The organism is Nostoc sp. ChiQUE01b, assembly GCF_034531255.1.
Lineage (GTDB): Bacteria > Cyanobacteriota > Cyanobacteriia > Cyanobacteriales > Nostocaceae > Nostoc.
Map to the genome: position 1 here is coordinate 1 of NZ_JAVRBM010000069.1, position 24,100 is coordinate 24,100.

The 24,100-nt window shown below is 43.9% G+C and carries 17 protein-coding genes; 5 read left to right on the forward strand and 12 right to left on the reverse strand.

What is annotated here, in order from left to right; all coding sequences use genetic code 11:
• Window positions 1–259: 259 nt before the first annotated feature.
• The 8 genes from dnaK to RMY63_RS31245 form a co-directional block, all read right to left on the reverse strand.
• Window positions 260–2,188, reverse strand: coding sequence for a molecular chaperone DnaK (dnaK, locus tag RMY63_RS31210; protein WP_322732405.1), 1,929 nt, complete (start codon window positions 2,186–2,188; stop codon window positions 260–262).
• A gap of 885 nt (window positions 2,189–3,073) precedes the next feature.
• Window positions 3,074–3,223 (reverse strand): hypothetical protein, encoded by a 150-nt coding sequence (locus RMY63_RS31215; RefSeq protein WP_322732406.1) that lies wholly within the window; start codon window positions 3,221–3,223, stop codon window positions 3,074–3,076.
• 85 nt (window positions 3,224–3,308) lie between these two features.
• Window positions 3,309–3,854, reverse strand: a complete 546-nt coding sequence (locus tag RMY63_RS31220) for a photosystem I reaction center subunit XI (protein ID WP_322732407.1) — start codon at window positions 3,852–3,854, stop codon at window positions 3,309–3,311.
• 234 nt (window positions 3,855–4,088) lie between these two features.
• A complete protein-coding gene (gene psaB / locus RMY63_RS31225; RefSeq protein ID WP_322732408.1) occupies window positions 4,089–6,311 on the reverse strand; it encodes a photosystem I core protein PsaB in 2,223 nt (740 codons plus the stop codon).
• A gap of 154 nt (window positions 6,312–6,465) precedes the next feature.
• Entirely contained in the window at window positions 6,466–8,832 is a 2,367-nt protein-coding gene (gene psaA, locus RMY63_RS31230; RefSeq protein ID WP_322732409.1) for a photosystem I core protein PsaA, read from the reverse strand.
• 662 nt (window positions 8,833–9,494) lie between these two features.
• Window positions 9,495–9,872, reverse strand: a complete 378-nt coding sequence (locus tag RMY63_RS31235) for a response regulator (protein ID WP_322732410.1) — start codon at window positions 9,870–9,872, stop codon at window positions 9,495–9,497.
• A 480-nt stretch (window positions 9,873–10,352) separates the two neighbouring features.
• On the reverse strand, window positions 10,353–13,013 hold the full coding sequence (locus RMY63_RS31240) for an ATP-binding protein (RefSeq protein ID WP_322732411.1): 2,661 nt from the start codon (window positions 13,011–13,013) through the stop codon (window positions 10,353–10,355).
• Window positions 13,014–13,179: 166 nt separating this feature from the next.
• Window positions 13,180–14,283, reverse strand: coding sequence for a response regulator (locus tag RMY63_RS31245; protein WP_322732412.1), 1,104 nt, complete (start codon window positions 14,281–14,283; stop codon window positions 13,180–13,182).
• Window positions 14,284–15,576: 1,293 nt separating this feature from the next.
• Here RMY63_RS31245 and RMY63_RS31250 point away from each other — a divergent pair.
• The 4 genes from RMY63_RS31250 (at window position 15,577) to RMY63_RS31265 (ending at window position 18,073) form a co-directional block, all read left to right on the forward strand.
• The gene (locus RMY63_RS31250; RefSeq protein WP_322732413.1) at window positions 15,577–16,788 is read left to right on the forward strand and encodes a photosystem II q(b) protein; all 1,212 of its coding nucleotides are present in this window, start codon (window positions 15,577–15,579) and stop codon (window positions 16,786–16,788) included.
• 29 nt (window positions 16,789–16,817) lie between these two features.
• Window positions 16,818–17,015, forward strand: coding sequence for a hypothetical protein (locus RMY63_RS31255; RefSeq protein ID WP_322732414.1), 198 nt, complete (start codon window positions 16,818–16,820; stop codon window positions 17,013–17,015).
• A gap of 329 nt (window positions 17,016–17,344) precedes the next feature.
• Complete coding sequence (locus tag RMY63_RS31260; RefSeq protein ID WP_322732415.1) at window positions 17,345–17,824, forward strand: Photosystem I reaction center subunit III; 480 nt, start codon at window positions 17,345–17,347, stop codon at window positions 17,822–17,824.
• A 102-nt stretch (window positions 17,825–17,926) separates the two neighbouring features.
• Window positions 17,927–18,073, forward strand: coding sequence for a photosystem I reaction center subunit IX (locus tag RMY63_RS31265; RefSeq protein WP_322732416.1), 147 nt, complete (start codon window positions 17,927–17,929; stop codon window positions 18,071–18,073).
• Between the two features lie 105 nt (window positions 18,074–18,178).
• Here the strand turns inward: RMY63_RS31265 and RMY63_RS31270 are convergent, their stop codons facing one another.
• Window positions 18,179–18,997, reverse strand: a complete 819-nt coding sequence (locus tag RMY63_RS31270) for an SDR family oxidoreductase (protein ID WP_322732417.1) — start codon at window positions 18,995–18,997, stop codon at window positions 18,179–18,181.
• A 275-nt stretch (window positions 18,998–19,272) separates the two neighbouring features.
• On the opposite strand from RMY63_RS31270, the gene RMY63_RS31275 reads away from it, so the two are divergent.
• Window positions 19,273–20,796, forward strand: a complete 1,524-nt coding sequence (locus tag RMY63_RS31275) for a HAMP domain-containing sensor histidine kinase (RefSeq protein WP_322732418.1) — start codon at window positions 19,273–19,275, stop codon at window positions 20,794–20,796.
• A 125-nt stretch (window positions 20,797–20,921) separates the two neighbouring features.
• Here the strand turns inward: RMY63_RS31275 and RMY63_RS31280 are convergent, their stop codons facing one another.
• The 3 genes from RMY63_RS31280 to RMY63_RS31290 all read right to left on the reverse strand — a co-directional run bounded on the left by RMY63_RS31280 (window position 20,922) and on the right by RMY63_RS31290 (window position 23,985).
• Window positions 20,922–22,163, reverse strand: coding sequence for a M20 family metallopeptidase (locus RMY63_RS31280; protein ID WP_322732419.1), 1,242 nt, complete (start codon window positions 22,161–22,163; stop codon window positions 20,922–20,924).
• Between the two features lie 237 nt (window positions 22,164–22,400).
• On the reverse strand, window positions 22,401–23,147 hold the full coding sequence (locus RMY63_RS31285) for a phycoerythrobilin:ferredoxin oxidoreductase (RefSeq protein WP_322732420.1): 747 nt from the start codon (window positions 23,145–23,147) through the stop codon (window positions 22,401–22,403).
• Window positions 23,148–23,250: 103 nt separating this feature from the next.
• Window positions 23,251–23,985 (reverse strand): 15,16-dihydrobiliverdin:ferredoxin oxidoreductase, encoded by a 735-nt coding sequence (locus tag RMY63_RS31290; RefSeq protein ID WP_322732421.1) that lies wholly within the window; start codon window positions 23,983–23,985, stop codon window positions 23,251–23,253.
• Window positions 23,986–24,100: the final 115 nt, after the last annotated feature.

Consider the following 24,100-nt stretch of genomic DNA (forward strand, 5'->3'; position numbering starts at 1 on the left):
TAACTCCTAACTCCTAACTCCTAACTCCTAACTCCTAACTCCTAACTCCTAACTCCTAACTCCTAACTCCTAACTCCTAACTCCTAACTCCTAACTCCTAACTCCTAACTCCTAACTCCTAACTCCTAACTCCTAACTTCTAACTCCTAACTCCTAACTTCTAACCCCTAACTCCTTAAAAAAATCCCCACTCAGGCATTTGTCTGAGTGGGTAATTATAAGGTGGGACAAGATAATCTTCCCAAAAGAAGTAGAGAAATTATTTGCTCTCTGTAAAATCAGCGTCAATCACATCGTCGCCGTTACTAGAACTAGAGGAACTGCTACTATCTTGAGGTTCACCACCAGATGTAGCACCGGCACCAGCACCAGCACTGGCACTTGCACCAGCTTGTTGATAGATGTTGCTACCAACAGCGAATAACGCTTGTTGTAATTCTGGGGTGAGCTTCTTGATTTGCTCATCGTCTTCTTTAGCAACTGCTTCCCGCAGTTCTTTGACTAAACCTTCGACTTTAGTCTTGTCAGCATCAGGAACTTTATCGCCCAACTCTTGTAACTGCTTTTCAGCTTGGTATGCCAAAGAATCAGCTTGGTTCTTGCGTTCAATCTTCTCACGTCGCTCTTTGTCAGATGAAGCGTTCTGTTCAGCTTCTCTCACCATCCGGTCAACGTCATTTTTGTCCAAGGTGGAAGCGCCAGTTATGCTGATGGACTGTTCTTTACCAGTACCTTTGTCCTTAGCGGTGACATTAAGGATACCGTTAGCGTCAATATCGAACACCACTTCAATTTGAGGGACGCCACGTGGTGCAGGAGGAATACCATCGAGGCGGAAGGTTCCCAAGCTCTTGTTATCGTTAGAGAATTCGCGTTCACCTTGAAGCACGTGAATTTCTACGTTGGTTTGTCCATCCACAGCAGTAGAGAAGACTTCCGATTTCTTGGTAGGAATTGTAGTGTTGCGGGGGATAATTTTAGTCATCACGCCGCCCAATGTTTCCACACCCAAAGATAGAGGTGTCACGTCTAACAGCAAGATGCCAGTTACATCACCAGCCAGTACCCCAGCTTGAATGGCTGCACCAATTGCGACGACTTCATCGGGGTTAACGCTTTGGTTGGGGTCTTTACCCAATACCTGCTTCACAATCTGTTGGACTGCGGGAATCCGCGTAGAACCACCAACTAATACCACTTCATCAATATCGCCTTTGTTTAACTTGGCATCCCGAAGGGCGTTTTCCACAGGAATACGGCAACGGTCGATTAAGTCAGAACAAAGTTCTTCAAACTGAGCGCGAGTTAAGGTTGTATCCAGGTGCTTGGGCCCATCCTGGGTTGCAGTGATAAATGGTAGGTTGATTTCTGCTTGGCTGACACTAGAAAGCTCAATTTTGGCTTTTTCTGCGGCTTCTGTTAGACGTTGTAAAGCTTGCTTGTCTTTCCGTAGGTCAATACCTTCAGCTTTCTTGAACTTCTCAGCTAAGAAGTCAACTATTTTTTTATCAAAGTCGTCACCACCAAGGTGGGTATCACCAGATGTGGCTAGTACTTCAAAAACTCCGTCTCCTACTTCCAGCACGGATACGTCGAAGGTACCACCACCAAGGTCAAATACGAGGATAGTTTCGTTAGTCTTCTTGTCAAATCCATAAGCCAAAGAAGCAGCGGTAGGCTCGTTGATAATCCGTAGAACTTCAATCCCGGCAATTTTACCAGCGTCTTTTGTCGCTTGCCGCTGGGAGTCGTTGAAGTATGCTGGAACGGTGATTACAGCTTGGGTTACAGTTTCACCCAGGTATTTGCTGGCATCTTCAACTAGTTTGCGAAGAACTTTTGCAGAAATTTCTTCAGGAGCAAACGGTTTACCAGCTATCGGACAATCTAGTTTGACATTGCCATTGCTGCTGAGAACTTTGTAAGAAACTTCCGTAGCTTCGTTACCCACTTCATCGTAGCGGCGACCGATGAAGCGTTTGACTGAGTAAAACGTATTTTCGGGGTTCATCACCGCTTGGCGTTTGGCGATTTGGCCAACCAAGTTATCACCATTTTTCGCAAATGCGACTACTGATGGCGTTGTCCGAAAACCTTCAGCATTAGCAATTACTGTGGGTTTACCACCTTCCATCACTGCCACGCAGGAGTTCGTTGTTCCTAAGTCAATTCCAACTACTTTTGCCATTTTAGGTGCTGGCTCCGTATAACTACAAATGAATGAGTGAGAATATAAAGCACTAAATTTTGAACTAACAGGGTCAAGAAATCAGCCAGTTCAGCATGAATACCTTTGATTTGGCTTTCCTGGGGTTAAAACTCCAGACTATGCTGATATATATACTGAAGCTTAGTGGTAGCCAGTCCATGAAGGGTGGTTTCCCGAACCTTACTTGGGACGGTTAAACTAACTAAATTTTATTTTTAGTTGGTTCATGGATTAATTTGTCTTCACTCTGTCTAATGTAGGAGAATTAATACTTTCAGTAATTAGGGTGAACCGTAACGTCCGAGTGGTGTTTGCCGTCTTTTGAGGCAATAAACTACAGAAGTACTGAGAATAGAAGGAGGTTAAAAGGTGCGTAGGCGAGCATTTACCGCAGGCATCGCTTCCATATTGCGTATAATCGCCAATATTTAGTAGTTTTCATGGCTGTGATTTTGCTGCCATCATAAAAAACTCCACCCACTCTTGGGTGGAGTTTTTGGACATAGAAATGGTGGGGCCCCTCTGGGGATAAGGGGTAATGGGGCATGGGGAAGAAGTTACCAATGACGCCAGTTGCTTCTCCCAAAGGGAGACGCTGCGCGAACAAGTCGGGCATTGCCCGCCCAACGCACTGGCTTCCCAATGCCCCAATAGGAAAATAATATTTTTTATAAAAAATAACCAGCAGTCAACAAAACTGCTGATTTATTTACCAACTTTCGAACTTCTGATAAGCGTTTGTAACCAGTTATAACTTGTGATTCTGCGATTGAATTTTGCTGAAGCAAAGTATGCGTTAATGCGCGTTAAAGAAGCGTCATCCTATTCTTTAAAAGTAGGTGTGTTATGAATTCATTAGAAGGCTCATACTTCGTCTTGAGAACCTTCTTTTTGAATCCAGATAAATACTAAAGCAAACACTGGAAAAGGCAAGATATAGAATATTAAGGGAATCATGATCCAGGGTAGCCATGAAGCAGCATAATCACCTGTTAGTTGTGTTATATCTACCATGATGTATTATCCTCATGAATTAAAAGTTGAAAAATTTATGTAAGCTGCCCTCTGGGCGTCTCTAAAATTCCAAAGACAAGCGTGATTAACTAGCGTTAACCGCACCTCGCAAGATAGCATCTAAAGAATCAAAATTTTCTAGTAGAAAGTAGGCAAATATGGCGCCACCCATTGCACCTACAAAAATTCCACCATTCAATTGACTCCATTCTTCACGATTTCTTAGTGGTCGAAGCTGGTCTTGAGAATATGAACTATAAGCTCCTTTAGGATTTCCTTGGAAAGTAGTAATTGCAAAAATGGAAATACCCAAACAGGCTGATAAAGCTATATATATGGAGGTAATTAATCCACTGAGATTGGTTCCATGTGCAGATTCTCGCAGAGGGCCAATCACAACCTCTGGCCCAACTAGGAAATAACCATGAGCCATGCCAATTTCTAACCCTCGCATGAAAGGTGTTAATCCTTTACGGTAGGCGGGCAAATTATTAATGAAAGCCTTAACTAAGGGAGAATCATTAATCGGAGTGGATAGATTACCAAGGCAAGGATCTCCTTTGTAGGGTTTAATTATGTCTTCCTCATTGTATTGTTTAATTATCTCTGCCATGTCAATTGAATTAGACATTATTATTTCTCCTAATTATCTTAGTTAAATATTATCATTGGCATGTAAAATTAGAGATATCTTATTGAAAGTTAACATATTATAAACTAAAAAACTCTCCTACCAAAATAGGTAAGAGAGGAGGTCGAAAACTGAATATTTTTAGCTGAACACTTGCATATTAATTACGCATTTTTTTGCAAATAAGTAGAATTAGTTGCGTAATTTAAAGTGTAGTTAAACAGCTTTTAAAGCTTAACCAAACTTCCCTGCGGTTGAGGCAATTAAGAAAGCCCCATAGGTTGCGATATAACCAACAGTAAAGTGAGTTAAGCCAACTAAACGAGCTTGAACAATTGACAAAGCAACGGGCTTATCTCTCCAGTAGCCAAAGGATAGTGGAGTCTGTTCGTGCGCCCAGGCTAAGGTTTCGATTAATTCTTGCCAGTAACCCCGCCAGGTAATCAAGAACATGAAGCTAACAGCCCAAGCTAGGTGTCCAAAGAGGAACATCCAAGCCCAAACGGCTAAGTTATTTGTGCCGTAAGGATTATAGCCATTAATTAACTGTGCGGAATTCGCCCAAAGGTAGTCTCGGAACCAGCCCATGAGATAGGTAGAAGACTCATTGAATTGGGCGACATTGCCTTGCCAGATGGCAAGATGTTTCCAGTGCCAGTAGAAGGTGACCCAACCAAGGGTGTTAAGCATCCAAAACATGGCGAGGTAGGAACTATCCCACGCAGAAATATCGCAAGTGCCTCCCCGTCCGGGACCATCGCAGGGGAAAGCATAGCCGAAGTCTTTTTTATCCGGCATGAGCTTAGTACCGCGAGCATCCAGTGCACCTTTGACTAAGATGAGGGTGGTGACATGCAAACCGAGAGCGATCGCATGATGTACATAGAAATCACCAGGGCCAATTGTCAGGAATAAGGAGTTGGTGCCGTTGTTAATTGCCTCCAACCAACCTGGTAACCAGACATTGCCATGATTAGGCCATGCCGTGGAAGCAATACTATGTGGATTTGACAACAACGTGTTAAACCCATACAACAGCTTACCGTTAGCCGCCTGGATAAACTGAGCAAATACAGGCTCAATCAATATTTGTTTGTCAGCCGCCCCAAAGGCTACTTCTACATCATTGTGGACGTATAAACCCAAAGTATGGAAGCCCAAGAACATCGATACCCAGCTAAGATGAGAAATAATCGCTTCTTTGTGCTTGAGTATCCGCTCTAGAACATTTCCTCGGTTCTGTTCTGGGTCATAGTCCTTAATCCAGAAGATCGCAGCGTGGGAAAACGCCCCTACCATCAAGAAACCGGCAATGTACTGATGGTGCGTGTATAGTGCCGCCATTGTGGTAAAGTCCTTAGCGATAAACGCGTAAGGCGGCATGGAATACATGTGCTGCGCCGTCAAGGAACTCGCTACACCCAGACAAGCTAATGCCAAAGACAGTTGGAAATGCAAAGAATTATTAACGGTTTCGTACAGTCCTTGGTGGGGTAAGTTGAACGGTCCATCGACTTTATTACCGTAGAAGTCCTTGGAGTCCATCATCTCTTTGATGCTGTGACCAATACCCCAGTTAGTCCGGTACATGTGACCCGCAACAATGAAGATGACAGCGATCGCCAAATGGTGATGCGCCATATCTGTCAACCACAAAGAGGAAGTCTGGGGATTGAAACCACCCAAAAAGGTGAGAATTGCTGTTCCTGCACCTTCGGAACTATTAAATACATGGGCTGGTGTATCGGGATTTTGCGCGTATGCCCCCCAGTTCAAAGTAAAGAACGGTAGCAAGCCACCTGGGTGTGGTGGGGTAGACAAGAAGTTATCCCAACCTACATGAATACCACGAGATTCTGGAATAGCAACGTGTATTAAGTGACCAGCCCAAGCTAAGGAACTGACACCAAACAAACCCGCTAAGTGGTGGTTGAGACGAGGTTCTGCACTCTTGAACCAAGCCAAGCCAGGACGGAATTTGGGCTTTAAATGCAACGCGCCTGCAAACAAAAATACAGCCGCCAGCAAAACTAGGAAAATGGCCCCAACATACAGTTCATTATTCGTCCGTAACCCGATGGTATACCACCAGTGATAAACACCGGAGTAGCAAATATCTACCGGGTTACGCGCTCCCGCTTGGGTATAAGCTTCAATTGCCCCTGGCCCAAATTGAGCATCCCAAATCGCGTGGGCGATGGGACGGATATGTATGGGGTCTTTAATCCATAGTTCAAAATTACCTTGCCAAGCAACGTGGAACAAAATTCCCGACGCCCACAGAAAGATAATTGCCAGATGACCGAAGTGAGAAGAAAAAATCCTTTGATAAAGATTTTCTTCCGTCATGCCATCTTGACTTTCAAAATCGTGAGCCGTGGCGATCGCATACCAAACGCGTCGCGTCGTTGGATCTTGTGCAAGGCCTTGGCTAAATTTGGGAAATTTAGTCGCCATAGTTTTACAAAGTTTTGAGATTTTCTCGTTCCCAGGCTGAGTCTGGGATTGCACATCCAGAGGTTGAACCTTTTAAGAAACCAGGGAACAGGGAACAGGAAATGAGATTGCATAGCTGCCTCCTGCCTCCTGGATTAGGCGAACAAAAGGAGTATCATCCCAATGCCGACATTCGCGCTAGGAAGAAGGCCCAAGTGGTGACAATTCCTCCCAAAAGGTAATGAGCTACCCCCACAGCCCGACCATGAGTGATGCTCAAAGCGCGAGGCTGAATAGCTGGGGCAATTTTCAACTTGTTGTGCGCCCAAACAATTGATTCGATTAATTCTTGCCAGTAGCCACGACCACTAAACAGGAACATCAGACTAAAGCCAAAAACGAAGTGTCCCGCTAAGAACATTAAGCCGTAGCCCGAAAGTGCTGAATTGTAGGATGTGATTACTTGCGTTGCCTGTGCCCAGAGGAAATCACGCAACCAGCCGTTATTGGTAATCGATGATTGGGCAAAGTTTCCGCCCGTAATGTGCGTCACTACCCCATCTGCATCTACGGTTCCCCAGACATCTGACTGCATCTTCCAGAAGAAGTGGAAAATCACCATTGACAAGGAGTTATACATCCAGAACAGACCCAGGAAAACATGATCCCAAGCTGATACCTGGCAAGTACCGCCTCGTCCCGGGCCATCACAGGGGAAGCGGAAGCCCAAATTGGCTTTATCTGGAATTAAACGCGAACTGCGGGAAAACAACACACCTTTGAGCAGTACTAAAACAGTGACGTGAATTGTAAAGGCGTGAATGTGGTGAATCATAAAATCCGCCGTACCCAAGGTAATGGGCATCATCGCCACTTTACCAGCCACTGCCACAATACCGCCGCCGAATGCATAGCTGACGGGCGCGTGCAAATTAGGTGCAGCAGTTCCCAATCCGCTCAGTTCCAGATTTCGCAAGCCGCCGAATGCATCACCCAGAGGTGCAGCAGCTTGGAGAGCTGGATTGCCGATGGTCATCGTCTGGATATGTTGTACCCACTGAGCAAACACTGGCTGCAACTGAATTCCCGTATCCGAGAACATATCTTGGGGGCGACCAAAAGCCCGCATGGTGTCGTTGTGGCAGTACATTGCAAAGCTATGGAAGCCCAGGAATTGACATACCCAAGCTAGGTGGGAGATGATTGCATCGCGGTGGCGGATCGTCCGATCCAACACGTTGTTGACATGGTCGGCTGGATTGTAGTCCCGTACCATGAAGATGGCTGCGTGAGCCGCGCCCCCAACAATGCAGAAACCTGCAATCCATACGTGGTGGGTGAATAGCGATGTAACGGTCGCATAATCCGTTGCCAGATAAGGATAGGGGGGCATTGCGTACATGTGGTGCGCCACCAGGAGGCTGGCTGTTCCAAACTGTACTAGGTGGATAGCTAGATTAGCGTGCCAGGAAGTCTCGAAAATTTTATCGAGGCCTTTATGGCCGACAGGTCCAATAAAGCTCAAGAATGGCAGCATCTTCGGAGTTCTGGCATCATCGAGCATTTCCTTGAAGTCGTGGCCGATGCCCCAATTCGTGCGGTAGAAATGACCGGCAATGGTGAAGAGGACAGCGAGTGCTAGATGGTGGTGGGCAGTATCTGACAACCACAAGCCACCCGTCACTGGATTCAAGCCACCATTAAAGGTGAGGAAGTCAGAGTAAGCTCCCCAATTCAAACTGAAGAAGGGCGTGACTCCCTTGACAAAGCCCCAGTCTACTTTGGGATATAGCTCTGTCATTAAACTGGGATTCAGGATGAACTCGTGGGGCAGCGGAATATCCTTGATCGCAACTCCAGCATCCAGCAGCTTGTTGGTTGGTGAGGCAACGTGGATTTGATGTCCGGCCCAACCTAAGCAGCCCATTCCCAGCAATCCTGCCAGGTGGTGGTTCATCATTGACTCCCAATTCCGGAACCACTCCAGCTTGGGAGCGCGAACGTGGTAGTGGAACCAGCCTGCAAACAGCATCACTACTGCCATCACCAAGGCACCAATGGCGGTGCAATATAGCTGGTACGTATTAGTAAAACCCTGTCCACGCCACATCTGGAAGAGTCCAGAGGTAATTTGAATGCCGTGGAAGCCGCCGCCCACATCTGCATTCAAAATTTCTTGACCAAATATCGGCCAGACAACTTGGGCGCTGGGTTTAAAGCCAGTCGGGTTCGCCATCCAAGCTTCAAAATTGGAAAAGCGAGCGCCATGAAAATACATCCCGCTCAACCAGATAAACACTACAGCTAAGTGTCCGAAGTGAGCGGCGAAGATTTTGCGCGATACGTCTTGTAAATCGCTGGTATGAGTATCAAAATCGTGGGCGAGTGCGTGCAGGTTCCAAATCCAAGTGGTGGTTTTGGGACCTCTGGCAAGAGCGCGGTCAAAGTGTCCTGGTTCCGACCACTTCTTAAATGAAGTTTGCACCGGATTATTATCAACCTCAACCCTTACCTTTTGCTCTCGCTCAGGAGTAATTGTCATTAGAAATTCTCCCTTTTCCGTGAAAGAAATGAGAACTTTACTCGGCTCAAAGTTTCTGTATAAGTAGTTAGTTATTAGTTGGTAGTCGCTAACCAAAAATAATTAACTGCTTAAGTAATTTACAACTTTGAGTTTTGTCTATATGGTAAGCTGTTCCACATTTAAATTGCATAATGTCAGAAATAAAATCCTCTATAAGCTCAGATATATAGGAACTTGAGAATATCTTTCTGATAATTTATGCAATTTAGGTGACTTTCAGTTTAATGATTTAACAGCAGAGAAAAAAGCCAGCGATTGACTAACCAGTGACGCTAGATTAGCGAAACAAAGGTAACTCAAGAGAAATAATTAGCTGAAAAACTCTTTCTTCAGAGAGAATAAGAAATAAAAATGAAGAACCCATGAAGAAAAATGCTTTCTTAACGAAAGGTTACATTTGTGTAGCTATATAAGAGAAGGTAGGAGGCAGATCGCGCAGCGTGTAGTCAGACAGGGCAAGAAGAAAGTCCTGATGAATGAAAACTTTAGTTTTGGGTATAAAACCCAGTTTAAAAAGAAGAATTGTGTCGAGCGGAAAGTGCCTAAGTCCCACTAACTGAACTGTATTGTCTTAATAGGGTAGGCAAAAAATATGAAAAACTCATGAAGAATGTTGACAGTTAATTGTTAACTTTTAACGCCTGTGCAACTTGTTCAGACAGAGTAAAGGGATCGTAAGGCTTAGTAATTACTGCCGCAACTTTTAGTTGAGTAAACTGACGCTGTTCGGCAGCCTGTGCTTTTGCTGTTAATAAAATCACGGGAATACTCTGGGTTTCAGGATTTGCTTGCAGATTTTCCAACGTCGTCAAGCCATCCATATCCGGCATCATTACATCTAAGAGAATCACATCTGGATGTTCTAAAGCCGCTTTGAGCAAACCTTCTCTACCAGAACCAGCTGTCAGCACTTCCCATTCATTAGCTATCTCTAGACATATCTGAGTGGTTTCTCGGATATCTTCTTCATCATCAATAATCAAGATGCGCTTGTTCATTTGTTATACCATTTTGGATTTTGGATTTTGGATTTTAAATTTTGGATTGTGAATGCCAGTACATCATATTTGTTTACATACATCTGTTTTTCATCGTCTATCTGACTTGAAAGTGCTGAGGAGCTACTGCGGTCTTCTTTCAAAGGGAGAGGTTAGCGCCTTTCCTTCGGAACGCTACGCGAACACGGAGCGTCTCGTAGAGAAGGGGTTTCCCTAAGTGGAGCAAGTGGCGTTATTGAGTTAAGAGTTATTACAATGCTGCTCAGTTAAGGCTAAAAAATAAAAATGTATAAGTTGGATTGAGGAACGTAGTAAGATCCCGTTCGCGTAGCGTTTTTGAAGGAGAAGGGTAACTCAACATTCTGCGGGGTTTGTTAGGTAACGCATTGCCTCAACCCAACCTACGAATATTGTTAACCTAGCAGTATTGGGAGTTATTATTCTCCTCCCAGTCCCCAGTCCCCAGTTAATGATGCCTACTTAATTACTAATAGGTAATGTGAAATAAAATGTACTACCTTCCCCTAAAGTACTTTCTACCCAAATCTGGCCTCCGTGCTGTTGTATGATGCTACGGCAGATTGCTAATCCTAAGCCAGTTCCTCCTTGATGACGTGAGTTAGAGGTATCTACTTGCTGAAAACGATCAAAAATCGTTTCGAGTTTATCTTCAGGAATTCCTCGCCCTTGGTCTTTTACCTGGAATAGGATGTTGGAGTCGCAAGGCTTAGAGGAAGAACTAATTTCTTTTGTAACTTCTGTATTTATTTCTTTCCTAGTCTCTGCTTGGGCGCTCAACCAAACTGTAAAACCTGGAGACGAAAATTTAATCGCGTTGCTAAGTAAGTTGGTGAGTGTTTGGATGATGCGGTCTGAATCTGCCCATAGCTGCACTGACAAGGGCGTTAATTTTAGGTTAATCTCTGCTTTTTCGGCCATTGCCCGCATTTCGTCCGCTGCTTGACTCATCAAGTCAGCTGCATTGCAGGTCTGTTTATACATCGTTGCTTTGCCGGAATTAATACGTTCAATATCAAGGATGTCGTTAATTAGACGCACCAAACGATTAGTGTTATCAAAGGCAATTTCCAGCATCCGCTGACTTTTTTCTGGTTGATTGTCCAAAGAACCGCGCGCTAGTAAACCTAAAGCGCTGCGAATTGAAGTCAGAGGCGTTCGCAGTTCGTGACTTACTACTGAGACAAACTCATCCTTCATTCGCTCGACTATCTGTCGCTCGGTAATATCCTTAAATATGACTACTGCTCCGACTATATCGCCTTGTTCTCTAATTGGTGTACTTACATACTCAACTGGAAATTTCGACCCATCACAACGATAAAATATGTCATCAGAAATATGTTGTACTGCCCCAGTTTCCAGAGTGGCACGAATGGGATTTTTTTCCCAGCAATAGGGAGTGCCATCAGGTTGAGAATGGTTCACAATCTCATGCATAAATTGATTTTTTAGTTCTTTTACCCCAGATAAAAGCATTCTGGCTGCTGCTGGATTAACAAAAGTGATTTTACCTTGGGAATTTAAACCGTAAATTCCCTCACCTGCGGAGTTCAAAATTAACTCGCTCTGTCGGCTGAGGCGTTCTAGAGAGGCTTGTGTTTGCTGGCGAGCGCGTAGTGCCCGTTCGCGTTTGCTCATTTCCCGCAACAATCTTTCATTAGCACGCTGTAACTCCCCTGTTCGCTCTTGTACTCGCTGCTCTAGTTCGGCATTCAAGGCAGAGATTTTTTTCTCAGCCTGCTTGCGTTCTTCAATATCCTGCTGCAAGTCATCATTGAGCGCGTAAACTTGCTGATAGAGTTCATATTGATGAATTGCCATAGCAAAGTGACTACCCAAACTTTGGGCGAGTTCAATTTCTGTGGTTTTCCATTCTTGGGCTTGATTTTGCTTTAACTCTCGCCATACTTCAAAGGATTGAACTGGACGTTGATTTCGCTGATCATTACGGTTAACTCGTCGCGCCCACAGAGTTTCTGTGTCTATTTCATGGCGAAAAATACTTAAGTAACCCAATATCTGCTGCCGATATTGTAAGCAAATAACCAATAAGCTGCGAATCCCGGCATCAAAAAACGTCTGTGCCAAGTCTGACTGTAGGGCAGCCTGATATAAATCAGTAATTGCCCACACAAGTTTTCCCTTCTCAACAGTCGCCTCCATATTTAACCACTCTTGCCAACCGGGATGCTCCTCGAAGAGGATGGGGGGACTGGGGACTGGGGATGGTGGGGCCCCCTCTGGGGATAAGGGGGACTGGGGACTGGGGACTGTCATTCTTCTCCTGCTCCTCTGCTCCTCTGCTTCCCCTGCTCCCCCTGCTCCCCATTCCCCACAGCTAAACATCTGAGCCGCCTCACCTGGGTTTTGGGGAGCGATATAAATTCTGCCACCGGCAGCCTGTAAAGCAGATACAGTCAACTCCAACGCCTGTTGTAACTGCATTTCGGTCATGGAATGCAGTAGCTTGGCTACGCGGTTAATTGTAGCTTCTTGGTCAGCTTGGGCGCGGGTTTGTTCGAGGAGGGTATTTTGAGCGATCGCAATTGATAATTGATCTGCAACCAGCTGCACTACCTGTAATTCCCGTTCGCTCACCTCTCGCGGTGAACTGTGATGAGATACTAACAACCCCCATAATTGGTCACGATGCAAAATTGGCACTACCAGAGAAGACTGCACTCCCATTGAGGTGAGGTATTCTATATGACATGGGTCTATGGCTCGAAACCGGATATCATTTTCATCAAGTGACTCAGCCGTTTCCGGACAATCTAAGGGACTCTCCCCAATTTTCTCTGCTGCAACATCCACAATTGAGCGCTGCCTAGCTTTCAGAAACAACTCACGAGCTACAAACGGAATATCCTCAGCGGGAAAGTGTTGCCCTAGTAGAGATGGTAAGCGATCGCGGTTAACCGACTCAGCCACAACTTCACCGCTAGCATCTACATCAAAACGATACACTTTAACACGGTCAGTCCCCAAGAAGATACGTACTTCAGCGACGGTTCCTGAGAGTATTGCTGGCAACTCTAGGGATTGACGAATGCGGTTCATCATCCGATGTAGCAGCGCTTCTAAAGAGTCGATAGGCTTTTGTTTTTTGTCTTTTGTCATTTGTCTTTTGTCCTTTGTCCTTTGTCTTTTGTCAGTTGTAAATGACTAATGACTAATGACCAATGACCAATGACCAATGACCAATGACCAATGACCAATGACTAATGACCAATGCCCAATGCCCAATGCCCAATGCCCAATGCCCAATGCCCAATGCTCAATAAATTTATTCGCTCACATCGTCTAGAACATAATGGCAAAGGACTTTATCTAATTCTCTAAACGCCGGCTGCTGTAGTTCCCCAGAAAGAAGTTCTACTAAATGGCGAAGATGCAATGCCTCACTTTGGTCAAGAGTAATTTGGGATAGCAATATCTGCTCTATGTGTTTAGCCAAGCGTGAACCTTCTGCAAAACCAAAAATGCCTAAAGCTCCCCCTAGCTTATGTGCTGCATGATATGCTTTCTTCTGTAATTCTTCAGAGAGATTGTTGGCTTGTAATTCGAGTGAGGCTTGTTGGAGAATTTCTAAGCGATCGCTACTGTGTACTTTCAGCCTCTCCCACACAACTGCTAATGCCTCCTTAATTTGTGGCTTCCTCTTGCTTTGGCTTTGTTTTGTCTGTTTTACAGTTAGAGAAGGTTTTTCTTCATATGCAAATACTTTCAGACGATAACCCAAACCATAGACTGTTTCAATAAAATCAGTTGGTGCGCCAGCTTGCGTTAGTTTCTGCCGCAAACCTTTGATGTGAGCTGTCACCGTATCCTCTTTGGGTGCTTCTTCTACAGACCAGAGGTGGTCTAAAATTTCACTGCGGCTGAAGACAATATGTTCATTACGTAGAAAAAGCTCCAGTAAGCGATACTCCTTAGGTGTTAAATTCAAACCATGACAACCATAAGTCACTTCACAGCTACCAGGGTCAATACGCAATTTTTCCCATTTCATTACTGACAATATCGGTGAATTTCGTCGCCGCAATAAAACGCGAATTCGAGCTAATAATTCTGAGACTTCAAAAGGTTTAACAACATAGTCATCTGCTCCTGCATCTAATCCCATCACTTTCTGAGTGCTAGAATTTTGGGCTGTCAGTAGCAGTATAGGTGTTTGATAGTTATGGGAACGTAACCTCTGACAAAATTTTATACCGTCCAATTTGGGCAGGATGATATCTAGCAAAATTAAGTCATAGCTAAAAGCTTCTACTAGCTCCCAACCAAGCAGACCATCAGCAGCAATATCAATTACATAGTGTTGATTACCAAGAACATTTTCAAGTGTTTTAGCAATACATTCGTCATCTTCAACTAATAAAATTCTCATTCCAAATCACCCTACTGTACCTAAACGCTAGGACTTCATCAGAGGGAAAACAAATAATTAGGTAACTCCAAGAAATAAACCATTACATAGGATAGACAAGATGCCCAGCCTAGCAAAAAAGTATTGGTGAATTTTTTTCTTTGGCAGTCCCTTAGCAACAATCAAAGTAGAAAAGTTTTACCTCAGAAAAATCTGCCAATTGTTCACCACATATACTACTAGTACAGCACGGTGCAAATAGAGCAAGCATTGAAAATCAATGAAACTCTTGCGATATAGGAATTAGGAATTACGTTAGAGCAATTCCTGCCGAGTCTTGTCTGCGACAGGCTACGCATTCGAGCGAGCGTCATTACGAATTCTGCCTTGCGGTACTAGCATTTATGGTGAACAGAAAGCTCTATATCGAACAAGTTTCAAAATCATTATTGACTGTTCTTTGATGCAAAAGTTATACAGCTTCAACCAAATTTACATTTGTTGATTTATTTTGATAATTAAATGTGACATCTATCACCTAGTTTCAGGCTGTTATCGATCATCCTTTGATAAATAGCGTAGACGCTATGCGGTGAGGCAGTTGCAGTCCTGGCGGTGAGGCAGTCCGGTCTTGGGGTCTCCCCAAGTAGAGGAACTGCCGTTAGCGTAGCGTTAGGGACGCAGGAGCTTCACCCATAAGGGTTTCCGTCGGTTGCGTTCGCCTAGCGTCCCCTTGGGAGAAGGAGCGTCACTGCCGAACCCGTTCGCCCTTGGCGTTCCTGCAGGTAAGGCTTGTCGCTAGACATCGCCTAAATAGTGTCGAAAAATCAAGGTTTAATGCCTGAAATCAATACCTCATATTTAGGTTTTCCTGTCAATATTTCAGAGGGTATAGGGGGTAGGTATGGGGTGTAGGGAACCCACGTTTAAAAACGTGGGATTGAAGCAAGAACCAGAGACCAAGAGGCTCTGGCTCCGCACTTTATACCTCGCTGCACTCTCCACTCGGTATAATTCTTTTTTTAAACTGGAGCTCAAATCCAGAACTAAAGTTTTTATTTATACCCCACACCCCGTTTTTTGTAAGTCCTATCCCCTCTAAACCCTTGTGATGAATATTGTGAACTTTTATGAAAATACGAACTTCCTTCATTGGTTCTTCATGTTTTTCTTTTATGTTTCTTTTCATCGACCTTGAAGTAGTTTTTGTCTCAGCGGCTTTGGTTTGAGTGCAAAAGATTATTCTGTCGTCTCCGGTTTTAGAAACTGTGGCGATAGAGAATTCCTATTTAATTATGCAAGGATCTATGTAACATGACGCCAAAGTCAGACAGCATAATTGCAACTTCGACTGTTAGCGTAGACGAGGCAGTCAGAGCAGCGGCTCCCACCGATGTTAACTGTCATGGGGTGCGGGTTACGCCTGCAAATCACAATCTTCAAACAATACCAACAAGCATCTTAGAAAGACGCGAAAAGACTAGTTTATGGGAAAAGTTTTGTTCATGGGTAACCAGTACTGAAAATCGGCTGTATATTGGCTGGTTTGGCATACTGTTGATTCCTTGTGCCCTAACAACCACCATTGTTTTCATCATTGCTTTTATTGCTGCTCCGCCAGTAAACATGAACGGAATGGGTTCACCAATTTCCGGTGCTTTATTCGACGGCAATAATATCATCTCAGCCGCTGTAGTACCGACATCGGCTGCGATTGGTTTGCACTTTTACCCCATTTGGGAAGCTGCTTCTTTAGATGAGTGGCTTTACAACGGCGGCCCTTATCAAATGATTGTGCTGCACTTTGTGATTAGCATCATTTGTTACCAAGATCGGGAATGGGAATTGAGCTATCGCTTAGGAATGCGTCCCTGGATTTCTTTGGCGTTCACTGCTCCCGTTGCTGCTTCCGTCTCTGTATTCTTAATTTACCCAATTGGGCAAGGCAGTTTTTCTGCGGGAATGCCTTTAGGGATTTCTGGTACTTTTAACTTCATGTTGCAGTTTCAAGCAGATCACAATATTCTGATGAGTCCCTTACATCAGTTAGGGGTGATTGGGGTATTAGGTGGTGCAATGCTGAGTGCGATGCATGGTTCTTTGGTGACATCGACCTTGATTCGTACCAACGAAAGCGACTCAGAATCGGTTAATGCCGGATACAAACTTGGTCAAAAACATCCAACCTACAACTTTAAGTCTGCTCAATTTTATCTTGGACGGTTGGTATGGCGGCGGGCAAATTTTCCTAACTCTCGCAAATTGCATTTCTTCCTAGCGGCTTTTCCAGTAGCAGGAATTTGGTCTGCCGCTTTAGGGGTTGATGTCGCTGCGTTTAACTTTGAAAAACTCACATTTGATCAGCCAGAAATCAAAAGCCAAGGACAAGTTATTCACACTTGGGCAGACACAATTGATTGGGCTGATTTGGGGATAAAAGTGGTAAGCGAAAGCGATCGCCGAGTTTATAACTTCTCTGAAGATTTAAGTACAGGGGAACCAGTACCGTTGAGTTTTGAATTTTAAATTACTTGGGAACGCCCTTTTATAGCATTTTGGATTTTCCTCGTTCCCACCCTGAGACTATTGGTGACAACTTAGAGCAATTGCCAAAGTCGGCGAATGGACATGAGTTAAACGTCGAAATGTCAGCAGAACTGATTTATGTACAACCTAGAGGTGAGTTATTTGTGAAAGGGGATGAGGGAGCAGAGGAGCAGGGGGAAATAACCAATGCGCCATGCTCAAATTAGTCATGCAAAATTTTCTCAAACAGACAATTATTGCTCCCATAGTTGGGAATATTGCAATTGCCTTTTTTTCTGTGCTTGTAATGTTCTTGAAAACCTTTTTTCCCAACTCAATATCGGGCACATACTTACAACTGTTTTTCTAAAAGTTATAGCCGTAGCCACATAGGTTAGGACAATGTTGATTGCTAAAAGCCTTGATTTCACTGGGTTTATACTCAGCACTCAGCACTCAGTACTCAGTACTTTGCTATAAGAGCCATGAATTCAAAACTGCTAAGGTCAATAATTATCAGTACGGATTGTTCATCCTACTAACAAAGGACAAAATCGTGAAACGAATATTTGCTTTAATTTTGGGAATTTTTCTCTGGCTTAATGTTGTCCCCACAGCTTTAGCGGAGAACACTAGATTAGTACCTTGTGCCGAATCGTCTGTATTTGTAGAACGAGTACAAAATGCTGCTGATAGTTATTATACGACAAAGCCATTAAGGGCTTATTCTCGGTTACTTTGTGGCGAGGATGGTTTACCTCATTTAGTTCTTGACCGCTTGAGCCTTGCCCTTGACGTGCTGACTCCCATAGTGATATTTCTCTATATTGCAGGTTGGATTGGCTGGACAGGTCGTTCCTATTTGCGGGCAATTCAAAAACTTGGTTCCCAAGAAGAAAAAGAAATATTTATCGATATACCACTGTTCGTCAAATCTATGGTACTGGCTTTCCTTTGGCCGGCATCAGCAGTTCAAGAATTTCTCAGTGGTGACTTGGTTAATAAGGATGAAGAAATTCCGATTTCAATTCGCTAAAGGCTATTGACAGTTGATGGTTTTGATTAACTATTAACTATCAATTAACCTTAGAAAAATGACTGAATGTCAATGTAAACTTAGTTGATTTAGGAGAAGAACATGGAGCCACGTTATTTGTTGAAATATCTGACAGTGCTTCCTGTAGTTGCTACATTAGCAGTAGTTATTTTAGCAGTGATTTTCATTGAATTGAATTCCATTTTTCCTGGGTTACAATATGGGACTTTTTTCCATCCTCTACCGTAAATCATTTGACTTTTGCTAATGAAAAACTCCACGCCACTTGCGGAATGGAGTTTTTGGGCATGGGGAAGAAGTTAACAATGCCCAATGCCCAATGCCTCCTGAATATTAATGCAAAGATAAAAGAGTTTCCCAGTCAATCACAGGCAGTCTTTGTCCCTGGTTGACTATTTCAAAAATTTTCCTAGAACTACTTGGCTGAAAAAGGCATTCCACACAAGCGTTTGCTACGTCAATCCGGCTAGTATCACCCGAAAGAGTATCTCCAGTGCCTACGACCACACCGTATTTACCCCCTGTTTTTGCCTTGAGGAGGGTGTTGAGGTCGTATGAGGTATAGGGCCCGTCAATAAGGCGTCCTGGACGGATAATGGTGTAGGGTAATCCTGAATTAATAATAGACTCCTCGCCTTTTTGTTTGGCATCCAACACGCCAAACGCATTCAGAATACTAAAAGGAAACTGATTTTTACGAAGAATTCCACAGGAAGAGACGAAAACGAATCGCTGCAAATTCCGGGGTGCTGCTGCTACTATGTTGCTTACACCTTCGGCATCGACCTTTGCCGGACTATTCTTTGCTTTTGTTTCACTAGATTTAGGGTTAAGGAAAGTGATTCCCCATTCAATCAAGTTTAGTGGTTGGTCAAACTCCCATCGCGCAGAGGGAAAGGCAGTAGTTCCGGTACAACTTATGATACGAGTGACATCTGGCATTGCCGCTGGCAGTGTAGCTGGCTGGCGGATGTCACCAACGGCAATTTCTACTCTCTGGTTAAACATCTCTTCAGCTTTTACGGCATTGCGTGTCAGAACACGAACTTTCAAGCCCTTCTCCAGTAGCTTGCCTACCACCAGTTGCCCTACTCCACCAGTAGCACCAGCAACTAGTACCAAATCTTCAACTGACGTTTCAAAAGAAGTCATAAAGTGCCTTTGAGATAGTCTATTGCTAATCTACTCAAAAAATGCAATCGCAATGACAGATACTACGTTTTGCTATATCTTTTCTTACTCCCCACTCTCACTTAGCAATTTGCAGTTGGTCGAGTACTAAGTAACTAATTTACAGGGGAAATTGCACCCTAATTGTTCGGTTCTACCACTGTCACGAGTATACAAATAGCTATAACCTCTTAGATAGTAGTGAAATGTCTAACCTAGATGCTGTTAGTCGCTCTTGAATTAAGGGGTGAAAGCCTGTGTACCAATGGATATTGCCAAGCCTGAGTGGAATCTTGGCTGAAAATCAATCAAGTATGGCAGAATGTTCACCTGCTAAAGCAGAGCAGCAGTGGCGTATCAGCCTCGCAGCGACAGAACATTTGCTATTAAATACTTTAGCAGACCCTTCAGTTGACATAACCCAAGGATTAGTTTTAGCCGCACCAGCACCCTTGTTTAGTCAACCAAAATTGACTCAAAGTTTACAAACAGTAACTTTTACAGCAAAACCATTTAACCCTTTGGCGCTGATGCCATTTCAGATGCCAGGTACGATACCTGTGGCAGACTATGCCAACGCATCTGTAAATGAAGACATTGCTTTCCATGATTCGGTACTTCCTTTACTACCTGCCGATCCTCTAGGTGCAGAACAGTTTTGCTTAGTTTTTACAGATAAATTTAGATTAGTGCTGGTTTTAGCAACCCACAAAAACGGTAAAAAAACCTTTTCATTTTCTTTTGAGCCAGAGGTAGTGCAGCAGGCTTGGCGATCGCTAGGGGCACGGGTAATGCTGGCTAATCCAGAATTTTTTGCCCACTTGGACGCATTAGTAGAACAGTATTCTCCGGTAGCACCAGACTACCGAATGATGATTCAGTTTAGCCAGTTGTTGCTTCAGGAATTAACAGAACCAGAAGAGACTAGGGACTCTTTACTAGGAACTGAGGAAGAAGCAGGGGAGCAGGGGAGAAGAGTTATCCCTCAATGCCCAATGCCCAATGCCCATTACCCCTTATCCCCAGAGGAAGCCCCACCTTCTTCAAATCCTGATGTAGAATTGCTCCAAGCCTTCGCTCACGAAGTCCGCACACCTTTAACAACTATTCGCACTATGACTCGTCTGCTGTTAAAGCGGCGAGACTTAGATGCTAGCGCGATCAATCGTTTAAAAATTATCGATCACGAGTGTACCGAGCAAATTGACCGCATGGAATTGCTGTTTAAGGCGGCAGAACTAGAAACTACTACCTCAGCAAAATCATCGAAAACTCAACTCACGCCGATGTCTTTAGATCAAGTGTTGCAGCAGAGCATTCCCCGTTGGGAACAAGCAGCGCATCGGCGGAACTTAACTTTAAATGTTATTTTACCCCAGCAACTACCGACTGTGGTAAGCAATCCCACTATGCTGGATCAAGTTCTTACTGGTTTGATGGAAAATTTTACTCGCAGCTTACCCGCTGGCAGCCATATTCAAGTACAAGTTATCCCAGCTGGAGATCAACTGAAGTTACAATTATCGCCGCAATTGAGGTGTAAAGATTCCAATAAAACTACCATACCTGCAACGCCACCAATTCGCAAAGCCCTTGGTCAACTGCTGATGTTCCAACCAGAAACAGGTACGATTAGTTTAAATATCGCTGCAACCAAGCATTTGTTTCAGGCGATCGGTGGCAAACTAATTGTGCGCCAGCGTCCACACTATGGGGAAGTGATGACCATTTTCCTGCCTTTAGAAGTTAGCAATAAACAGAAATCGGCAGTCAGTAATTAGAGATATAGCAATCCTAAATGAGATTGTGAAAATTTTTGTTATGGTCATCCTTGGTCATTTGTCCTTTGTCAATAACTAATGACCAATGACCATTGTACAGACGCGATTAATCGCGTCTCTACTGACTAATGACATGAAACAAAGTACTTTTCCACGCATCTAACAAATATTTCCACACCCATTGCCAAGGCGGTTTCGTCAAAATCAAACCGGGGATGATGATGGGGATATGCTAAGTCTTTCGCAGGGTTAGCAGAACCTAGAAAGAAATAACAACCAGGAACCTCTTCTAAGAAAAATGACATATCTTCAGCAGCCATAGTTTGACATTCTGGCACAATACCTAGAGGAGTTTCTACCACTTCTTCTGCGACTGAACGCACTAGTTCTGCTATTTTTATATCATTAATTACTGGTGGATAAAGTGACCAATATTCTAAGTCATAATTTGCAGCATGACTCTGACAAATTCCAGCAATAATTTGCTCGACACGCTGGTTAAAAAAGTCTTTTAAACTAGGATTAAAATACCTGACAGTAGCACTCATTCTGGCTGTATCAGCAATTACATTACGTTTGGTTCCAGCGTGAAGTTCGCCCACTGTCACTACTGCTGAATCAATGGGATTAACATTCCGAGCGACAATGGTTTGCAAAGCATTGACGATTTGGGCAGCAACAACAACGGAGTCAACAGTTTGATGGGGTAGTGCGCCGTGTCCACCTTTGCCCAAAATTGTGCAGTTAAAGCACTCCACAGCTGCCATCAATGCCCCAGCACGCACACCCACTGTTCCTAAAGGCAAATTATTCCACAAGTGCAAACCAATAATCGCGTCAACATCTGGATTCTTCAGAACTCCAGCTTCAATCATCGGCTTTGCGCCTCCTGGTGATTCTTCTGCTGGCTGAAAAATAATTTTCACGATCCCGGAGAAGTCTTGGCGATGCTGCTGGAGATAATAAGCTGTACCTAAAGCGATCGCTGTATGTCCATCATGTCCACAAGCGTGCATCACTCCATCATACTGCGATTTGTACGGCACTTCGTTGAGTTCTTGGATTGGCAAAGCATCCATATCCGCGCGAATCGCTAAAACTTGGGGAGTCGGAAGTCGCGAGTCAGGAAGTTTGTTGCCTTGGATGGTGGCAACAATGCCAGTGTGAGCAATGCCAGTTTGATGCTCAATCCCCCATTCTTGCAGCTTTTGTGATACAAACTCAGCAGTCAGTTTTTCTTGAAAACCCAACTCTGGTTGTTGATGCAATCGCCGTCGCCACTCTACTAATTGCGGTTGCAATGAGCGGATCGAAAGTCGGATGCGAGATAGATCAACCGAAGAAGGATTGGGAAAGGTGGAAACCATTATGAAGACAAACTAGTTTAAGTACAGCTAATACCAATTTGAAAAAGAATGCAACACATAACATATAGATAAGATCCCTCGCCAACCCTTTCCAAGGTATCGGGGAAGGTGCGCATCAGCGGATCATGTCGCAAACATTTTTTGAATTGGTATTACTGAGATTATTTTCCTAGTTTAACGTGACTTGGATGAGTCTTCAGTAACGAGGACTCAGCACTGAGTGCGGTCAAAGAGCCTCTAGTTGATGGCTGTTAATTTTCTCTCTAGGTCAAATAAAAAGCCGTGGATATACTCTTCAGTCCATTCCGCACCATAGAAGCGTTTAAACATCCCTCGCGCTGGGTCTTTTTCAGCCCGATATCGCAGGTATCGCAGTTGGGCTTGCTCAATGGCTACTAAATTCTGGGAATCTGTTATGGGTTCTGCCTGCTCTACAAAATCGAGATAAGCTTTCAAATAGTCTTTGAAAGCGGCAAACACCTGAGTTTCTACGACAGCCGTTTCTTGGGGACGAGTCCACAGAAAAGCCGGAGAGAAAAAAGGCTGTGCTTCTTCGGGAAAATCTCCTCCCCAAGACAGATGTTGTTGGTGGGCGTGGAAAATGGGCAGAATTGGTTCAGTATATTTCGCCTGATATGCTAGATCGTCCCGAAATAGGGGCTGCATATCCAAAGCAATTAGATGTCCTCCTGGCAATGTCACCAAATCTGCCCCAAAAAAGGGTAAATCGTAGTTGAGGCGGGGAAAAATTACAAAATTCAGCACTTGCAGCGAATTACCACCCTGTACGTGAGCTGCACGAATTTGCCGCAATTTTGAAGTTTGAAAAGCATAACTGGTGGTGACAACCTCTTCCTGATTCTTTCCCTTGCCCACAACAGCACTCTTGGACTCAAACCCAGTGGGGATAGGATAGGGCTGTAAATCCAAACGCGATCGCATATAGGCGATCGCATAATCGAGAAATGGTTGATAGAGTGTCACGTCTGCTTCGCTCCAATTCCAAATTAAACCCTATACCTACTAACTTGAAAATACTACTTCGACCAACTAGATACCCCAATGCCCAATGCCCAATGCCCAACGCTTATCTTTTGCCGGCACCGACTGCTAGGGGAACAGCATCTTCAAATAAGAATTCATGGAGAAAGCGCTCTGCCCATTCATGACCAAAGTAACTGCTAAATAAACCAGATGCTGGATCGCGGTCTGCACTATATTGGTCATAGTCTTTTTGGGCTTTGACAATCCGCTGGATATCTTCAGGGTCTTGGAGCGGTTCGGCATCTGCTAACATTTGCCAGTACAAGTTTAAATAATCCTGAAAAGCTTCAAAGACTCGCGTTGCCACTGTTTGGGGGTCTGTTTTGGCAAACAATAGGTATTTAGAAAAATACTGATTGGCATCGTAAAATTTCATTTCTAAGTTTTGCGCCAAATCTGGGTATTTATCGTGAAGAGATTTTAGCGGAACTATATATTTTTTTTGATAATCTTCATCCTGAAACAAAGGCTGAAAATCAAGCACAATCAGGTTTTTGACTTTCCCAAAAGATAAAAAGTCAATCCCTAACAGAGGTAAATCGTAGTGATGACTGGGATAAATCACGCTGTTAAAAATTTGAGCGCTTTCCCCAGCATCAATGTAGGTATAACGAATTTTCCGCAACTCTTGACATTGGTGACACCAACTGCGAATAGTTGCTGGGTTTCTGCCGCGATCGCTAACTTTGAATTCCAAACCAGGGGGAATGACCCTACTTTGTAAATCAAACCGCTGAAATAGCTCTTTTTCTAAAAATTCCAGGAAAGGCTTATACATGGAGCATGATTTATTAACCCTTGCATGAAAATAAGTTATGACAATCATGCACGTCTCATTTATGAGAAACAAAGCAACATTCCTTAATGGGGAATCGGGCATTGGGCATTGGGCA

What these genes read in the sequence shown, in the direction of transcription:
- dnaK (WP_322732405.1), bottom strand. Translation starts at nt 2,188, where the DNA reads ATGGCAAAAGTAGTTGGAATTGACTTAGGAACAACGAACTCCTGCGTG.
- RMY63_RS31215 (WP_322732406.1), bottom strand. Translation starts at nt 3,223, where the DNA reads ATGGTAGATATAACACAACTAACAGGTGATTATGCTGCTTCATGGCTA.
- RMY63_RS31220 (WP_322732407.1), bottom strand. Translation starts at nt 3,854, where the DNA reads ATGTCTAATTCAATTGACATGGCAGAGATAATTAAACAATACAATGAG.
- psaB (WP_322732408.1), bottom strand. Translation starts at nt 6,311, where the DNA reads ATGGCGACTAAATTTCCCAAATTTAGCCAAGGCCTTGCACAAGATCCA.
- psaA (WP_322732409.1), bottom strand. Translation starts at nt 8,832, where the DNA reads ATGACAATTACTCCTGAGCGAGAGCAAAAGGTAAGGGTTGAGGTTGAT.
- RMY63_RS31235 (WP_322732410.1), bottom strand. Translation starts at nt 9,872, where the DNA reads ATGAACAAGCGCATCTTGATTATTGATGATGAAGAAGATATCCGAGAA.
- RMY63_RS31240 (WP_322732411.1), bottom strand. Translation starts at nt 13,013, where the DNA reads ATGACAAAAGACAAAAAACAAAAGCCTATCGACTCTTTAGAAGCGCTG.
- RMY63_RS31245 (WP_322732412.1), bottom strand. Translation starts at nt 14,283, where the DNA reads ATGAGAATTTTATTAGTTGAAGATGACGAATGTATTGCTAAAACACTT.
- RMY63_RS31250 (WP_322732413.1), top strand. Translation starts at nt 15,577, where the DNA reads ATGACGCCAAAGTCAGACAGCATAATTGCAACTTCGACTGTTAGCGTA.
- RMY63_RS31265 (WP_322732416.1), top strand. Translation starts at nt 17,927, where the DNA reads ATGGAGCCACGTTATTTGTTGAAATATCTGACAGTGCTTCCTGTAGTT.
- RMY63_RS31270 (WP_322732417.1), bottom strand. Translation starts at nt 18,997, where the DNA reads ATGACTTCTTTTGAAACGTCAGTTGAAGATTTGGTACTAGTTGCTGGT.
- RMY63_RS31280 (WP_322732419.1), bottom strand. Translation starts at nt 22,163, where the DNA reads ATGGTTTCCACCTTTCCCAATCCTTCTTCGGTTGATCTATCTCGCATC.
- RMY63_RS31290 (WP_322732421.1), bottom strand. Translation starts at nt 23,985, where the DNA reads ATGTATAAGCCTTTCCTGGAATTTTTAGAAAAAGAGCTATTTCAGCGG.